We start from the raw sequence: 15627 nt of genomic DNA, 5'->3' as shown, positions 1-15627 counted from the left end.
TCACCGCGCCCGGTGCTTCACGACGAGCTCTTCGATCCGCGGCACGGCCTGGTTCGGCGTCGGCAGCGCGAAGATCTCGTCGCGCAGGGCCACCGCCCGGTCCTGGAACACCTGCTCGGTGAGCAGCCGGTCGATCGCCGTGCGGAACTTCTCGGGCGTCACCTCGGAAACGTGGATCGACAGCCCGGCGCCCTGCTTCTCCAGCATCTTGCCGAGCGTCGGCTGGTCGTAGTGGTAGGGCAGGGCGAGCTGCGGGACGGGGTGGCGCGCGGTGGTGCCCATCGTCGCGGCGCCGGCGTGGTGGACGACGACCGAGCACGTCGGCGCGAGCGCGTGCATCGGCGCGAAGTCGACGATCCGGGCGTTGTCCGGCGTCTTGCCGAGCAGCGGCTGCTGGGACGCGGCGACCGTCGCGACCACCTCGACGTCGAGGTCGGCGACGGAGTCGAGCAGGTCGCTCAGCGGCACGTTGTAGCCGCGGTAGACCTCGACGGCGCTGTTGCCCATGGTGATCGCGATCCGCGGCTTCTCCGGCGGCGTCTGCAGCCACTTCGGGACGACCGAAGCGCCGTTGTAGGCGATGTACTGCGTCCGCACGTACTCCAGGTCGGCCTCGTCCTGCCAGCTCAGCGGGAACTGGTCGAGCGTGAAGTCCCCGGTGAACATGTCCTCGGTGAAGTCGAAGCCGTACTTGCGGGCGTAGGCGCCCATCCACTCGGCGAGCGGGTCGCGGCGCTGGTCGGCCGGCTGCGCGTCCCGCAGCTTCACGAACTGCTGACGCACCTTGCCGAAGACGTCGACGCCGAAGAGGAGCCGCGCGTGGGCCGCGCCGCACGCCTTGGCCGCGATCGCGCCGGCGAAGCTCAGCGGATCCCAGACGACGAGGTCGGGTTCCCAGTAGCGGGCGAACTCGACGAGCCCGGAGATGATCGGGAAGTTGCCGTACTTGTGCCACTCGATGCCCTCGTTGGCCATCGTCGAGACCATGTGTTCCCAGGTGGCCTTCTCGGGCTCTTCGTAGACGTCGTAGGGCGCCGGGATGCCCGCGCGTTCGTTTTCGACGCCGCGGGTGCGGGCGGCGACCTTGTGCATGTCGCGGCTGTGCCCGACCGGCACGGCGGTGAGCCCGGCCTGCAGGACCTCGTCGACGAACTCGGGCTGGCTGGCGAACCGGACTTCGTGCCCGGCGGTCCGCAGCGCCCAGGCGATGGTGAACATGTACTTGTAGACGGTCCGGGGCGGGTTGGAGACGAACAGGATGCGCATGGGCTTTCCTCCGGTCAGCGGGCTTCGGATGGCGAGGGAGCGGCGGCCGGCAGGCGCAGCACACTCGCGCGGACGGCGGGGCTCGACGCCCGGGAGCTGCGCCGGTACCGGGTGGCGAGGTCGCGCAGCGCCGGGAAGACGCCGGTGAGAATGCGGGGGGTTCCTCCGCTCGTCGAGGTTCGAGCACGGGTGCGGCGGCCGTTCCCGTGGCCGGGGAGGTCGGACGGTCGGGGCCGGGCCGGGTGGTCCTCATGCGTTTCTCCGGGCGGCGAGGGCTTCGAGCGCCGGGACGACGTCGTTGGGCGAGGGCGTGGCGGCCATCCGCGCGGCCAGTTCCGTGGCCCGTGCGGTGAAGGACGGCTCGCTCAGCAGCCGCAGGACGCCCGCGCGGACGGCCTTGCCCGACACCTCCGCGCCCGTCAGGGTCAGGGCCGAACCGTGGACCGTCGCGCGGCGGGCCAGCTCCGGCTCGTCGAACTCCCACGGCACGGCCAGCTGCGGGACGCCGTAGCGGGCCGTCGTCAGGTAGGTGCCCGGGCCGGCGTGGTTGATGACCGCCGCGCACGTCGGCACGAGCGCGTGCAGCGGCACGTACGGCACGATCCGGGCGTTGGCCGGGACTTCCGGGACCTTGGCGGCTTCGGCGTCCGGCAGGGTGGCGACGATCTCGGCGTCCACATCGGACAGCGCGGCCAGGATGTCCGGGACGCTCACCGTGTAGCCGCCGAAGTGCTCGGTCGCCGTGGTGCCGAGGGTGAGCCCGATCCGCGGCCGGTCGCTCTTGCGCTTCAGCCAGTCCGGGACGCTGGCCGCGCCGCCGTACGGGACGTACTGCACCGGCAGCCTCGGCAGCCGCGTCTGGAGGTGGATCGGCTCCGGCACCGGGTCGATGGTGAACTGGCCGGTGATCAGCTCCTCGTCGAAGGCGAAGCCGTACTTGCGGCAGTAGCCGGCGATCCAGTCGGCCAGCGGGTCGGGACCCGGGCCCAGGGAACGGAAGCGTTCGCGGGCCGCGCCGAAGACGTCGATGCTCCACAAGAGACGGCCGTGCGCGGCGCCGCACGCCTTCGCCGCGATCGCGCCCGCGTACGTCGTCGGTTCCCAGATCACCAGGTCCGGCCGCCACGCGCGGGCGAACTCGACCAGGCCGGTGATCAGCGGGAAGTTGTTCTGCTTGTGCCAGAGTTCCACGATGGACGCGTAGCCTCCGGCCATCTCCTCACGCGTACCGACGCCGGAAACCGCGGCGTCATAGGGCGAAGGCAGGCCGACGCGCTCGGCTTCGGCCAGGTCGGGGTAGGCCTCGGTGAGCCGCCGCCAGTTGCCGACGCCGCGGCGGCCGACCGGGACCGCCGTCAGCCCGGCGCCGGTGATGACGTCCTCGAAGCCCGGCTGGGTCGCCACCCGCACCTCGTGCCCGGCGGTGCGCAGCGCCCACGCGAGCGTGACCATCGGCTGGAAGATGGTCTTCTCCGGGTAGGTCGTGAGCAGGACGCGCATGGTCTCTCTTCCGGGTCTGCCGTGGCTGGTCGTGAGTGTTTAGGGCGGTTCTAACCGCCCTAAACACTCACGACCCCCTGCGGAACTTGGCGGTGAGGTCTTCGAGGTCGGGGACGATGTCGTTCGGGGTCGGCAGGGTGTCCATTTCGGACTGGAGGTTCGCCGCGCCTCGGGTGATGGACGGGTCGTCGAGCAGGCGACGGACGCTTGTGCGGATCGTGTCGGCCGTAGGTGAGCGGAGGTCGATCCCGGCGCCCAAGCGGGCCAGGCCGGCGGCGAAGATCGGCTCGTCCAGGTGGTGCGGCACGCACAGCTGGGGGACGCCGGCCCGGGCGAACGTGGCGAGGGTGCCGAGGCCGCCGTGGTGGACGGCGGCCGCGCACGTCGGCGCCAAGGCGTGCAGCGGGACGTAGGAGACCAGGCGGACGTTCGACGGGACGGTGCCGAGCCCCTGCGCCGTCGCCACCACCTCGACGTCCACATCGGACAGTGCGTCGAGGACGTCGGGCAGCGACAGGTGGTAACCGCCGAAGATCTCGGTGGCGCTCAGCCCCATCGTCAGCGCGATCCTCGGGCGCTCGGGAGGACGTTGCAGCCAGTCCGGTACCGAAGCCGGGCCACCGTAGGGGACATACTGGAAGCGCAGGTACGGCAGGTCGGCCTCGATCTGCAGGCTGCCCGGCAGGTGGTCGAGGGTGAAGTCCCCGGTGACCATGTCCTCGCCGAACTCGAAGCCGTACTTGCGGCCGTAGCCGGAAAACCACGCCTCGAACGGGTCCGGCTCGTCACCGCGCAACCGCAGGTAGTGGTCGCGGACGCCGCCGAAGAGGTCGATGCTCCACAGCATCCGGGCGTGCGCCGCGCCGCACGCCCGCGCGGCGATCGCGCCCGCCTGGCTCAGCGGCTCCCACACGACGAGGTCCGGCTGCCAGGCCCGGGCGAACTCGACGAGGTCGGCCACCATGGGGAAATTGCTCACCCGGTGCCAGCCGCGCACCGCCTCGGTCAGCCCCGGCTGCAGGTACTCGAGATTCTGCTTGGTGACGTCGTCGAAGGCGTCGTACGGCGGCATGATCCCTTCGCGCATCGCCTCCGTCCCGCCGGCGCGCGTCTCGGTGATGCGCCAGAAGTTGCGGTCGGACCCGACCGGCACGGCGGTCAGCCCGGCCTGGGTGACGACCGGCGCGAACTTCGGCTGGCACGCCACGCGCACCTCGTGCCCGGCCGTGCGCAGCGCCCAGGCGAGCGGGACCAGGTGGTAGAAGAACGTCTTCTCCGGATAGGTCGTCAGCAGGACCCTCATCGGACGCGCGCCTCGATCTCCGGCACGATCGCGTTCGGCGACGGCAGCCCGAGGATCTCGTCGCGCAGGTCCGCGGCCCGGTCCTTGAAGGACTGCTCGGTGAGCAGCCGTTCGACGCTCTCGCGGATCCGCGCGCCGGTCGCGCGGTGGGTCGGCAGCTCCAGCCCGGCGCCGTGCTCGGCCAGCTTGCGCCCGAGGAACGGCTGGTCGTAGTGGTGGTGCAGGGCCAGCTGCGGCACCGGGTGCCGCGACGTCGTGGCCATGGTCGCGGCGCCGGCGTGGTGGACGACGACCGAGCACGTCGGGGCCAGCGCGTGCCACGGCACGTACGAGACGATCCGCGCGTTGTCCGGGATCCGCGTCAGTTCCGCCTGTGCCTTCTCCGCGACGGTCGCGACCAGGTCGATGTCGAGGTCGGCGAGCGCGTCGAGGGCCTCCTGGACGCCGACGGTGTAGCCGTTGAAGTGCTCGGTCGCGGTCAGGCCCAGGGTCATCGCGACGCGCGGGCGCTCCGGCGGCTTGGACAGCCAGTCCGGTACCACGGCCGGGCCGCCGTACGGGATGTACTGCGTGCGCACGACATCCAGCTCGGTCGCGGGCTGGAAACTGGCCGGGAACTGGTCGATGGTGAACTGCCCGGTCGTCATGTCCTCGGAGAACTCCGCGCCGTACATCCGCGCGTACCGGCCGAGCCACGCGCCGAGGTGATCGACGCGGCCGGGCTCTTCGGCCAGCCGCCGCCGGTACTGCTCGCGCGCCGCGCCGAAGACGTCCACCCCGAACAGGAGACGCGCATGTGCTGCGCCGCAAGCCTTCGCGGCGATCGGCCCGGCGTAGCAGAACGGTTCCCAGACGATCAGGTCCGGCTGCCAGGCGCGGGCGAACTCGACGAGCCCGCCGATCATCGGGTGGTTGGTCAGCCAGTGCCAGCCGCGCACCGCGTCGGCCATGCCCGGCTCGAGGTACTCCCAGGTGGCGCGCTCGTAGTCGTCGAAGACGTCGTACGGCGCGGGCAACCCGGCGCGGCCCTCTTCACGGCCGTCGTCGTCGCTGAGGCGGCGGTTGCGGGTGTGCCCGACCGGGACCGCGGTGAGGCCGGACTGCGTGATCACGTCCGTCAGCGCGGGCTGGCTCGCGAAGCGGACCTCGTGGCCGGCGGTGCGCAGCGCCCACGCCATCGGCGCCAGGTACAGGAAGACGCTCTTCTGCGGCGTGGTGGCGAACAGGACGCGCATAATGCTCCTTTCCGGGTCTGCCGCGGCACTTTCGAGTGAACCTGAATCCGGAGGTCGTAACTCCGGAACACTTTCTCGGCGAAAGTGCGGCTTGGGGTCAGCGGGTGCGGTGCTTGGCGGTCAGCTCTTCTAGGGTTCCGGCCAGCTCGTTCGGGGTGGGGAGCGCGAAGATCTCGTCGCGCAGGTCTGCCGCGCGGGCCTTGAAAGCAGGTTCGGTGAGCAAGCGGGCGACGGCGTCGCGGACGTTCGCGCCCGTTGCGTCGCCGGTGTGGATCTCCAGGCCGGCGCCGTGCTCGGCGAGCTTGCGGCCGAGGTAGGGCTGGTCGAAGTGGAAGTGCAGGGCCAGCTGCGGCACCGGGTGCCGCGCCGTGGTGGCCAGCGTCGCCGCGCCCGCGTGGTGCACCACCGCGGCGCACGTCGGGGCGAGCGCGTGCCACGGCACGTACGGCACCATCCGGACGTTCTCCGGCATCGGCGGCAGTGTCCGCTGCACGTCCTCGGCGACCGTCGCCACCACCTCGGCGTCCAATTCGGACAGTCCTAAGAGGATCTCCGACAGCGGCACGTTGTAGCCGCCGAAGACCTCGGTCGCGGTGAGACCGAGGGTCAGCGCGACCCGGGGACGCTCCGCCGGCCGCTTCAGCCAATCCGGCACCACAGCCGCCCCGCCGTAGGGCACGAACTGGACGCGCACGGTGTCGAGCCCGGCGTCCAGGCTCAGCGACGCGGGCAGCTGGTCGATGGTGAAGTCGCCGACGGCGAGGTCCTCACCGGCGTCGAAGCCGTACTTGCGGGCGTAGCTCCCGAGCCAGTCGGCCAGCGGGTCGGCGCGGTCCGCCGGCACCTGCCGCGCTTGCGTCCGCAGGTAGTCGACCCGGGTGGCGCCGAAGACGTCGATGCCGAACAGGAGCCGGCCGTGCGCCGCGCCGCACGCCTTGGCGGCGATCGCCCCGGCGTAACAGAGCGGCTCCCACAGCACGAGGTCCGGCTCCCAGTACCGGGTGTAGGAGACAAGGTCGGCGACCATCGGGAAGTTGGTCAGCCGGTGCCAGCCGTTGACCGCGGCCGTCATCCCGTCGCGCAGGTAGTCCCACGACGCGCTACCGGGCGCGTCGAACAGGTCGTACGGCGCGGCCACCCCGGCCCGCAGCGCGGCGCGCTCCTCGGGCCGGTTTTCGGTGATGCGCCACGGGTCCCGGTCGTGCCCGACCGGGACCGCGGTCAGCCCGGCCTGGGTGATCGTGCTCGCGAACCGCGGCAGGCTCGCGACGTGCACCTCGTGGCCGGCGGTGCGCAGCGCCCAGGTGACCGGCACCAGGTAGTTGAAGATGCTCTTCTCGGCGGGCAGGACCAGCAGGACGCGCACGGTTTCCCCCTCAGACGCTCTGGGCGACGGCGTCGCGGGCCATCGCCGCGGCGAGGTTCTCCAGGCCGTGCTCCAGCGAGACGCGCGGCGCCCAGCCGGTGGCGTTCTGGAAACCCGAGGGGTCGAGCACGAAGTCGAGCAGGTCGGTCGGCATCGAGTGGTCGGCCGGCTTGACCGACACCACCGGCACCGGCTCCCGTCCGGTCTGCGCGGCCACGACCTTCGCGACCCCGCCGAACAGGTCCGCGATGCTCGTCGCGAGCCCGGTGCCGACCAGCCACGGCTTCCCATCGACGGCGTCCGGCTGGTCGAGCGCGGCGAGGAACGCGCGGGCGACGTCGTCCACGCACACCAGGTCCCGCTTGACCGTGCCGTCGTGCCACATGGTGAGCGGCTCGCCGGCGAACGCGCGGCGCATCATCGCCGAGACGACCCCGCGGTCGAGCGCGGGGGAGTCGGAACCCTGGGTGTAGAGCGTGGCCAGCCGCAGCGACGCGCCCCGCAGCAGGCCCGCCTCGACGGCGTCGCGGATCGCGTGCTCGGCGTCCAGCTTCTGCCGGTCGTAGGTGGTCAGCGGCCGGTCGGGTTCGGTGCCGTCGATCCGGCCCGAGATCGAGCGCCCGGCCTGCGACATCGACCCGGCCAGCAGGACCACCGGCGGGTTCTCCGGCCGCTGGTCCTTCACCGCGGCGACGAGGTCGTGCACCAGCCCGAGGTTGACGCGCTCGGCGACCGGGTCGTCCGACGACACCCGCCAGGTGCTGGCGCCGGCGATGTGCGCCACCAGGTGGATCACCGCGTCGGCGCCTTCGACGGCGTCGGCGACGGCCCCGTCGGCGGTCAGGTCGGTGGTCCGGACGTCGATGTCGGCCAACGCCCCGTCCGGGACGGTGGTCGGCCGGCGCCCGGCGAGGCGGAGGCGGACCGGCCGGTTCGCCAGTTCGCGGGTGATGGCGGTGCCCAAGAGCCCGGACGAGCCGAGCACCGTGATCAGCGGTCGTGCCTGTGCGCCCACGGCTTCTCCTCCAGTTTCGCGTCACGATGAATGTGCAGAACGGCTCTTCCGGGAATGGCCGGTTCGCCGCGGCCGGTGAGCTGCCCGAAGTCTAGGACAGCGCCGCCACCGTATCTAAGGAATTGCGCGGTCATTTCGAGACGGCCGGTTCACGGTGTTCGTCCCAGCGCTTTTCGCCGGTCGCCACCGGCAGCGTGTCGATGTCGCGCAGGTCCTCCGCGTCCAGCCGGATCCCGGCCGCGCCGACGTTCTCCTCCAGCCAGCGCAGCCGCCGCGTGCCCGGGATCGGCACGACGTTGTCGCCGTGCGTGGTGAGCCACGCGATCGCCACCTGCGCCGGGGTCGCGCCGTGCCGGGCGGCGACCCGGTGCAGGCCGTCGACGATGCGCTGGTTGTCGGTGAGCGCGGCGGCCTCGAACCGCGGATCACGCCGTCGCGAATCCCCGTCGACGAGCTCGTCGACGGCGACCCGGCCGGACAGGTAACCGCGGCCGATCGGGCAGCAGGCGAGGAACCCGACGTCGTTCTTCCACGTCCACGGAAGGATTTCCTCGAGGTTGCGCCGCTCCCAGACGGACAGTTCGTACTGCACCGCGGCGATCGGGAAGAGCGCGTGGATCTGTTCGAGCTCCTCCACGGTGGCGTGCGAGATGCCGAGGCCGCGGACCTTGCCCTCGGTGACGAGCTCGGCCAGGGCGCCCCAGGACTCGGTCAGCGGCACGTCCGGGTCGACCCGGTGCAGCTGGTAGAGGCCGATCGCGTCGACGCCGAGCCGTTTCAGCGAGCCTTCGCAGGCCTCGCGGAGGTATTCGGGGCGCCCGTTGCGTTCCAGGGTGCCGTCGGGCCGCAGGACCAGCCCGACCTTGGTGGCGATCGTGGTGTCGGCGCGCACCGGCGCGAGCACCTCGCCGAGCAGCTGTTCGTTCGTGAACGGGCCGTAGACGTCGGCCGTGTCGAACACGGTGACGCCGAGGTCGACCGCGTGCCGGAGCACCCGCGCCGACTCCGCGTGGTCCCGCGCGGTCCGGGCGGGCCCGTAACCGTAGGACATCGAACTGCAGCCGAGCCCGATTTCGCCGACGGAAAGCGTTTCGGTGAGCCTGGTGTGCCGCATTGTCACCTCCGAGTTTCGGAATGGTGCGTTCATGAAGCGTCCGATCGCGGGGCGAAATGCGAATCGGCCGGGGGTGTCCCGGTGCCGGAAAGGAATTCGTGCGCGAGTTCCGGGTCGGCGCCGGCGACGAACGCGAGGGCCTGCTCGGTGCCGACGTCGATCGCGCGGTAGTAGCGGTCGCCGGCCGCGGTCGGGACGCCGATCGTCATCCGCGAGCCCAGTCGCTGGAAGATCGTCTGCCGCAGCCGCCAGCCGATCACCGCGCGGGTGCGCAGCACGGTCGTCGAGCGGCCGGCCGCGCCGCTGCGCACGACCAGGTACGGGCCGATGAGCGCGTGGCCCAGCGTGCGGTAGGCGACCCAGGCCAGCGCCCAGGTCAGCGGCAGGAGCAGCAGCGGCAGCGGCCACCACGACACCGGCACGACGCCGGTCGCGCCGAGCCAGGCGAGCAGGCCCGCGACGGCCGCCGGGCCGTAGGTCGCCCAGTACAGCCGGCGCCGGAACGCGCCGATGGGGTGGCGCAGCAGCGGCGCTTCGAGGGGCTGGTGGCCGTCCGGGAAGACGAAGCTCGCCGCGTGCCGGGCGTCGCGCAGCGGGGTGCGCGGCAGGATGTTGGCCGACTCGTTGAGCGAGGCGTTGAGCCCGGTCGTGATCACCTTGGTCTCGGCGAGGCGCATCCACCGCCACAGCAGCGGTTCGTGCAGGTGCACGCCCCGGATCCGGCGGTCCTCGCGGTGCACGGTCTTGGTGGTGAACAGGCCTTGCCGGGTGCGCAGCTCGGTGCCGTCCTCGCCGCTGGTCGTGCGGACCAGTTCGAAGTTCCAGTGCTTCGCGGCGAAGTCCAGGCCGAGGGAGAAGTAGCCGAGGACGAACGTGATCCCGACGGACGCGCCGATCGTGCGCCACACGCCGAGGTCCGCCCAGTGGATCAGGCCGGCGATGACGTCGATCAGGTCGACGGCGAACGTCTGCATCGTGAAGTACAGCGACACGAGGAAAAGGACCCCGGCGAGGATCGCCCAGACGTGAAAAACGTTGTACCACAACCAGATCCAGCGCAGCCGGGCGATGACGACCTCGCGTTCCGCCGGTGCCTCGGCGTCGCGGGGGATCAGGTCGCGCCGCAGCTGGGCGGCCGTCTCCTTCGAGAGCGCGTCGAGCTTGAACGCGGCCGAGAAGTGCTTGCCCTCACCCGAGCCGATGTGGACGACGCGCAGTTTCACCAAGCGGTGCCGCAGTTTCGCGCTGCTGCTGACGCTGCGGATGCGGTCGCGCCCGACGTGCCGCTCCTCGCGGACCAGCAGGCCGGTGCGGCGCTCGACGCGTTCGGGGGTGACGCGGTAGCGGGTGAACAGCCAGCGCCACAGGTCCCGCAGGGTCATCAGCGCGCTGATGCCGCTGACCACCAGCAGCGGCCAGACCGGGCCCGAGTCGTAGAGGAAGTAGCTCGTGATGCTGATGGCGAAGGAGATCGTGAACTTGGCCGCGTTGACGTAGAAGAGCTTGATGTCCAGGCGCAGCCAGGGAAGCCCGCTCTCCTCGGCCGGCGCGGGGGTCACGGGCTCGGTGGCCGCTTCCGCCGTCACGTCGCGTCCCCGGGGGTGGCCTGGGCGATCTCGTTGAGCCGGCGGACGGCCTCCTCGGCGATCGGCGTCTCCAGGCCTTCGATCTTCACGTGTCCCTCGTGCGAGGCCGTCGTGACCTTGATGGTCGAGAGGCCGAGCAGCTGCTCGATCGGGCCCTGCACGGTGTCGATGCTCTGGATCCGGGACACCGGGACGATCCGCCACTCCCGGGTGATCCAGCCGCTGAGCGAGTAGACGGCTTCGTCGGTCGTCTCCCAGCGGTGCACCAGGTAGCGGTAGGTCGGCATGAACAGGAAGTTCGCCGCGAAGATGGCGCCGACGCCCCAGATGACCGGGTCGAGCCAGGTGCGGATGCCGTCGAAGATGATGTGGAGCGTGACGAACGCGCCGAGCACGCCGATCGCCCAGAACAGCGTGTTGAGCGTGCGCCACAGGATGAACCGGCGCGCGAGCCGGTGCCGCGGCGGCCGGACGGCGAGGGGTTCGGGCCGGACCGGGAGCACGGGCCGTGAAGTATCCGTGGTGGAGTGGTCCATCGGCTGAGCCGTCCGATCTGTGAGGAGAACCGTGTCTCGCCGGCGGGACCGGTGTGCGGGCCCGGGGCGCCCGCACACCGGCGGTCTGCCGCGGCCGGTCGTGAGTGTTTAGGGCGGTTAGAACCGCCCTAAACACTCACGAGCACTAGGCCGGGGCGTCCGGAGCGGCGGCGTCGGGGGCCGCCGTTCCGTCTGCGGGGGCCGGGGTTTCGGCCGGGGCCGCGTCCTCCTCGGCGACGATCTTCACGATGTAGGCCGCCAGGTCGCGGAACTCTTCGCCCTCGGTGAAGTCCTCGAACTTCTCCAGCAGCTTCCGGTCCGTCGTGTTCTCGACCTCGAGCAGCACCTGCACCACGGAAAACGAGTCGAGGTCGCGCAGGCTCTCCGGTTCGGGCATGTCGGGCTGCTCGGCGCAGATCATCCGGGCGATCTCCCGGACCATCTCCTCGACGTCGTCGACATTGGTGAGGTCGACTTTCGTGGCGTTCTCTGACATGACAATTCAGCCCTTCCGCTTAATCGTCCGTGTGGCCGCGCGGCGAATCCTTCCCCTGATGCGGGGTGACGCGCTCCGGGCGAATGCCCCCAGTCGGCAGCCGGAACCCGGCCGAGGTTAGCCAGCCCTCCGGCCCCGGTCAACAACACCGTGGCGGTCGTTGTCCCGCCGGCGGGACGGGCCGGTAATGCTCGTCGAATCGGACGCCGGCAATGCTGTGACAGCCGAGCGGAAGTGTGCTTCCATGACTCCGGCGGCGCGGCCAGCGAAAGCGAATAGTCGTCGTGCCGAATAGCCCATGTGTTGCAGCGTCCCGGAAGTCAACCGGGAATTCGCCTGCGTCGTACGAGCCCTGTCCGGTCGTGCCACGGCCGATCCCCTGGAGGTGACCCGCCCTGATGGCTCAATATGTCTGGGGTTATTTGCCGGAGTACGAGAAAGAACGGGACGACATTCTCGACGCCGTCGACACGGTCTTCCGCTCCGGCAAGCTCGTGCTCGGCCCGAGTGTGAAGGCGTTCGAGGAGGAGTTCGCCGCCTACCACGGCGTCGAGCACTGCGTCGGCGTCGACAACGGCACCAACGCCATCGTCCTCGGCCTGCGCGCCCTCGGCGTCAAGGCCGGCGACGAGGTGATCACGGTGTCCAACACCGCGGCGCCGACCGTGCTGGCGATCGACCAGATCGGCGCGGTGCCGGTGTTCGTCGACGTCCACCCCGGCACGTACCTGATGAACGTCGAGCAGGTCGAGGCGGCGATCACCGAGCGCACGACCTGCCTGCTGCCCGTGCACCTGTATGGCCAGTGCGTCGACATGGCGCCGCTGGAAGCGATCGCGGCCAAGCACGGCCTGCCGATCCTGGAAGACTGCGCGCAGGCGCACGGCGCCCGCCACCACGGGAAGATCGCCGGGTCGATGGGCAAGGCCGCGGCCTTCTCCTTCTACCCGACCAAGGTGCTCGGCGCCTATGGTGACGGCGGCGCGACGATCACCTCGGACGCCGAGACCGAGGCGAACCTGCGGCGGCTGCGCTACTACGGCATGGAGAAGGTCTACTACGTCGTCTCCACTCCGGGGTACAACAGCCGGCTCGACGAGGTGCAGGCGGAGATCCTGCGCCGCAAGCTGACCCGGCTCGACGACTACATCGCCCGCCGCCGGCTCATCGCCGAGCGGTACGTCGAGGCCTTCGCCGGCACCGACCTCGTGACGCCGGCCCTCGCGCCGGGCAACGACCACGTCTACTACGTCTACGTGGCCCGGCACCCGTTGCGGGACAAGATCATCGAGCAGCTCAAGCCCGAGGGCGTCGAGCTGAACATCAGCTACCCGTGGCCGGTGCACACGCAGTCCGGCTTCGCGAAGCTCGGCTACCGCGAGGGTTCGCTGCCCGAGACCGAGGCGGCGGCGCACGAGATCTTCTCGCTGCCGATGTACGCGTCACTGTCCGACGTGGACCAGGAACGGGTCGTGGAGAAGGTGCAGGCGGTGCTGGCGAAGCTCTGACCCATCCGGTGGCCCGAGGAGACAGGAGAGCACGAGCATGAAGCGACTCGCGGTGCTGCACCGGGAACTGAACCCCGTGCCCGAAACCACCGGCGGCAGTGTGATGTCCATGGTGGAGTTCCACGACTGGTGGGCGGAGCGGTCGGCGGCCGGGCACTTCGCCGTCGACCGCATCCCGTTCGCCGAGCTCGGTGACTGGGAGTTCGAGGCCGGAACCGGCAATCTCGGGCACAAGAGCGGGCGCTTCTTCACCATCGAAGGCCTGCAGGTGCGCGAGGGCGGGGTCCCGACGTGGTCCCAGCCCATCATCAACCAGCCCGAGATCGGCATCCTCGGCATCGTCGTCAAGGAGTTCGACGGTGTGCTGCACTGCCTGATGCAGGCCAAGATGGAGCCGGGCAACGTCAACACGCTCCAGCTGTCGCCGACGGTGCAGGCCACCCGCAGCAACTACACGCAGGTGCACCGCGGTGGCTCGACGCGCTACCTGGAGTACTTCGTCGGCGCCGGCCGCGGCCAGGTGCTGGTGGACGTGCTGCAGTCCGAGCAGGGCGCGTGGTTCTGGCGCAAGCGCAACCGCAACATGGTCGTGCTGGTGACCGGCGACGTCGAGCTGCACGAGGACTACTGCTGGCTGAGCCTGGCCCAGATCGGCGAGCTCTCCCACCGGGACAACCTGGTGAACATGGACGCCCGCACGGTGCTCTCGTGCATCCCGTTCGCGCTGCCGGACGGCGACGGCGCGACCGGCGAGGACTTCCGGGACGCGCTCGTGCGCTCCTACCAGTACACGACCGAGGACGCACCGGGCCCGGCCCTGCACACCGCGGGGGACATCCTCAGCTGGTTCACCGAGGCCAAGACGCGCTGCGACTGGTCGGCCCGGCTGACGCCGTTGTCGGCGACGACGGGCTGGCACCGCGACGACGAGGAGATCACCGACGACGCGGGGGAGAACTTCCGCATCATCGGCGTGCGGGTCGAGGCGGGCACCCGGGAGGTCAAGGCCTGGCGGCAGCCCCTGCTCCACCCCAGGGGGGAGGGGCATGCCGCCTTCCTCGCCCGGCGCGTCCGCGGCGTGCTGCACCTGCTGGTGCAGGCCCGCCCGGAGTACGGGCTGATGGACATGGTCGAGATGGCGCCCACCGTGCACCTGCTGCCCGGCCAGGACGTGTCGTCGATCAAGGAGCCCTTCCTGCGGGACGTGCTCGAGGTCGGCGGGGTCAAGACCCACTACGACCAGAAGCTTTCTGAAGAGGGCGGCCGGTTCTACCACGCGCTGACCCGCTACCAGCTGATCGAGGTGGGCGACGAGTTCCCGGTCGAGGTGCCGCCGAACTACTGCTGGATGACCGTGCGCCAGCTGATCGACCTGCTGCGCCACGGGCACTACCTGAACATCGAGGCCCGCAGCCTGCTGGCCTGCATCCACAGCCTCTGCTGACCCCGGGAACGGCACTTTCACGTGAAAGTGCCCACCTGGGAGCGGCACTTTCACGTGAAAGTGCCGCCTGGCCGGATTCACCGCACCGGGAAAGGAAGTTCGCGTGCGATTGCTGTTCACGACCGCGCCGTTGCGCGGCCATCTGTTCCCCCTCGTGCCGCTCGCCTGGGCGGCCCGGGCGGCCGGGCACGAGGTCCTGGTCGCCACGACCGAGGCGTTCGCGCCGGTCGTGCTCCGGTGCGGCCTGCCGGTGACGTCCTGGGGTGCCGCGCCCGAGTTCGTCGAGCTGGTCGGCGGCGAACCGCCGGTCACCGCCGAGAGCACCGAGCTGCGGCGCTCCGAGCACGGCCACGCGTTCGGGCAGATCGCCCGGGCGTGCCTGCCCGGCGCGCGGAAGCTGATCGGCGCGTGGCGGCCCGACCTCGTCGTCAGCGAGCGGGCGGAGTTCGCCGGCCCGCTGGCGGCCGCGGTCCACGACGTCCCGGTCGTCGCCTACCACTGGGGTGTCGCGCCGCTGACCGAGTACGGCCGGGCGGCGGCGATCGAGCTCGCCGCGGCGCCGCCGGACCCGGTGGGCACGCTGGACCCGTGGCCGCCGGGCATGCGGCTGCCGCACGCGTTCGGCCACGAAGGCGTCCGCGGCGGGTCGTTCAACGGCGACGTGCGGCTGCCGGGCTGGGTGTTCGAGCCGCGGGAGCGGCCGCGGGTGTGCGTCACCTTCGGCACGGTGCTGCCCGGCATGGCCGCCCTCGGGCTGCGCGAGACCGTGGCCCCGATGCTGAAGCTGCTGAAGGAACTCGACGTCGAGCTGGTGGTGGCCGCCGCCGACGACGTGCTGGCGGACTGGCCCGAGCTGGCCGCCGCGGCCGACCGCGCCGGGCGGCTCCCGCTCGCCCAGGTGCTGCCGGCCTGCGAGGCCATGGTCAACCACGGTGGCCAGGGCACCGTGCTCACCGCGCTGGAGGCCGGCTGCCCGCAGCTGGTGCTGCCGCAGTTCGACGACCAGTTCGACAACGCCGCGGCCGTGGCCGCGACCGGCGCGGGCCTGCAGCTCGCCCTGGACGAGGTTTCACCGGAGCGGGTGGCGCAGCGGTGCCGCGCGCTGCTGGACGAGCCCGCTTTCACCACCGGCGCGTTGCGCGCCGCCGCCGCGGTCCGGGCCCAGCGTTCGCCCGCGGAAGCCGTGGGCCTGCTGGAGAAGCTGGCCGCGGCATGACGAACTCTTTCCGGGACGAATTGGGGAGCTGGTAGCTATGCC

General features: G+C 71.1%; 13 protein-coding genes. 3 read left to right on the top strand and 10 right to left on the bottom strand.

Translation table 11 applies throughout. The features are described 5' to 3' along the window. The 10 genes from OHS18_RS20890 to OHS18_RS20845 form a co-directional block, all read right to left on the bottom strand. Complete coding sequence (locus OHS18_RS20890) at window positions 1-1266, bottom strand: activator-dependent family glycosyltransferase (protein ID WP_328450136.1); 1266 nt, start codon at window positions 1264-1266, stop codon at window positions 1-3. Window positions 1267-1515: 249 nt separating this feature from the next. Next, on the bottom strand, window positions 1516-2766 hold the full coding sequence (locus OHS18_RS20885) for an activator-dependent family glycosyltransferase (RefSeq protein ID WP_328618189.1): 1251 nt from the start codon (window positions 2764-2766) through the stop codon (window positions 1516-1518). A gap of 67 nt (window positions 2767-2833) precedes the next feature. After that, window positions 2834-4069 carry an activator-dependent family glycosyltransferase gene (locus OHS18_RS20880; protein ID WP_328618188.1) on the bottom strand — a complete coding sequence of 412 codons (1236 nt, stop codon included), beginning with the start codon at window positions 4067-4069 and terminating at the stop codon, window positions 2834-2836. Continuing rightward, the gene (locus OHS18_RS20875) at window positions 4066-5304 is read right to left on the bottom strand and encodes an activator-dependent family glycosyltransferase (protein WP_328618187.1); all 1239 of its coding nucleotides are present in this window, start codon (window positions 5302-5304) and stop codon (window positions 4066-4068) included. Before OHS18_RS20875 ends, OHS18_RS20880 begins: the two co-directional genes overlap by 4 nt. A 97-nt stretch (window positions 5305-5401) precedes the next feature. Beyond that, window positions 5402-6670: an activator-dependent family glycosyltransferase gene (locus OHS18_RS20870; RefSeq protein WP_328618186.1), complete on the bottom strand. Its 1269-nt coding sequence runs from the start codon at window positions 6668-6670 to the stop codon at window positions 5402-5404. Window positions 6671-6680: 10 nt separating this feature from the next. Then, a complete protein-coding gene (locus tag OHS18_RS20865; protein ID WP_328618185.1) occupies window positions 6681-7685 on the bottom strand; it encodes an NAD-dependent epimerase/dehydratase family protein in 1005 nt (334 codons plus the stop codon). A 130-nt stretch (window positions 7686-7815) separates the two neighbouring features. Next, on the bottom strand, window positions 7816-8799 hold the full coding sequence (locus OHS18_RS20860) for an aldo/keto reductase (RefSeq protein ID WP_328450151.1): 984 nt from the start codon (window positions 8797-8799) through the stop codon (window positions 7816-7818). A gap of 29 nt (window positions 8800-8828) precedes the next feature. After that, entirely contained in the window at window positions 8829-10385 is a 1557-nt protein-coding gene (locus OHS18_RS20855; protein WP_328618184.1) for a PH domain-containing protein, read from the bottom strand. Further along, complete coding sequence (locus OHS18_RS20850) at window positions 10382-10888, bottom strand: PH domain-containing protein (protein WP_328618183.1); 507 nt, start codon at window positions 10886-10888, stop codon at window positions 10382-10384. Before OHS18_RS20850 ends, OHS18_RS20855 begins: the two co-directional genes overlap by 4 nt. A 178-nt stretch (window positions 10889-11066) precedes the next feature. Further along, complete coding sequence (locus OHS18_RS20845) at window positions 11067-11417, bottom strand: hypothetical protein (RefSeq protein WP_328450157.1); 351 nt, start codon at window positions 11415-11417, stop codon at window positions 11067-11069. A 398-nt stretch (window positions 11418-11815) separates the two neighbouring features. Here OHS18_RS20845 and OHS18_RS20840 point away from each other — a divergent pair, with 398 nt between their 5' ends. From OHS18_RS20840 to OHS18_RS20830, 3 genes are all read left to right on the top strand, one after another. Continuing rightward, a complete protein-coding gene (locus OHS18_RS20840; protein ID WP_328450159.1) occupies window positions 11816-12925 on the top strand; it encodes a DegT/DnrJ/EryC1/StrS family aminotransferase in 1110 nt (369 codons plus the stop codon). Window positions 12926-12962: 37 nt separating this feature from the next. Then, window positions 12963-14369, top strand: a complete 1407-nt coding sequence (locus tag OHS18_RS20835; protein ID WP_328618182.1) for an NDP-hexose 2,3-dehydratase family protein — start codon at window positions 12963-12965, stop codon at window positions 14367-14369. 103 nt (window positions 14370-14472) lie between these two features. Next, window positions 14473-15585, top strand: a complete 1113-nt coding sequence (locus OHS18_RS20830; RefSeq protein ID WP_328450163.1) for a nucleotide disphospho-sugar-binding domain-containing protein — start codon at window positions 14473-14475, stop codon at window positions 15583-15585. The last annotated feature ends 42 nt before the right edge of the window (window positions 15586-15627 follow it).

This window comes from Amycolatopsis sp. NBC_00355 (assembly GCF_036104975.1).
GTDB lineage: Bacteria > Actinomycetota > Actinomycetes > Mycobacteriales > Pseudonocardiaceae > Amycolatopsis.
Note: the sequence above shows the minus strand (reverse complement) of the source record. Positions and strands in the feature narration are given on the sequence as shown.

What these genes read in the sequence shown, in the direction of transcription:
- OHS18_RS20890 (WP_328450136.1), bottom strand. Translation starts at nt 1,266, where the DNA reads ATGCGCATCCTGTTCGTCTCCAACCCGCCCCGGACCGTCTACAAGTAC.
- OHS18_RS20885 (WP_328618189.1), bottom strand. Translation starts at nt 2,766, where the DNA reads ATGCGCGTCCTGCTCACGACCTACCCGGAGAAGACCATCTTCCAGCCG.
- OHS18_RS20880 (WP_328618188.1), bottom strand. Translation starts at nt 4,069, where the DNA reads ATGAGGGTCCTGCTGACGACCTATCCGGAGAAGACGTTCTTCTACCAC.
- OHS18_RS20875 (WP_328618187.1), bottom strand. Translation starts at nt 5,304, where the DNA reads ATGCGCGTCCTGTTCGCCACCACGCCGCAGAAGAGCGTCTTCCTGTAC.
- OHS18_RS20860 (WP_328450151.1), bottom strand. Translation starts at nt 8,799, where the DNA reads ATGCGGCACACCAGGCTCACCGAAACGCTTTCCGTCGGCGAAATCGGG.
- OHS18_RS20845 (WP_328450157.1), bottom strand. Translation starts at nt 11,417, where the DNA reads ATGTCAGAGAACGCCACGAAAGTCGACCTCACCAATGTCGACGACGTC.
- OHS18_RS20840 (WP_328450159.1), top strand. Translation starts at nt 11,816, where the DNA reads ATGGCTCAATATGTCTGGGGTTATTTGCCGGAGTACGAGAAAGAACGG.
- OHS18_RS20835 (WP_328618182.1), top strand. Translation starts at nt 12,963, where the DNA reads ATGAAGCGACTCGCGGTGCTGCACCGGGAACTGAACCCCGTGCCCGAA.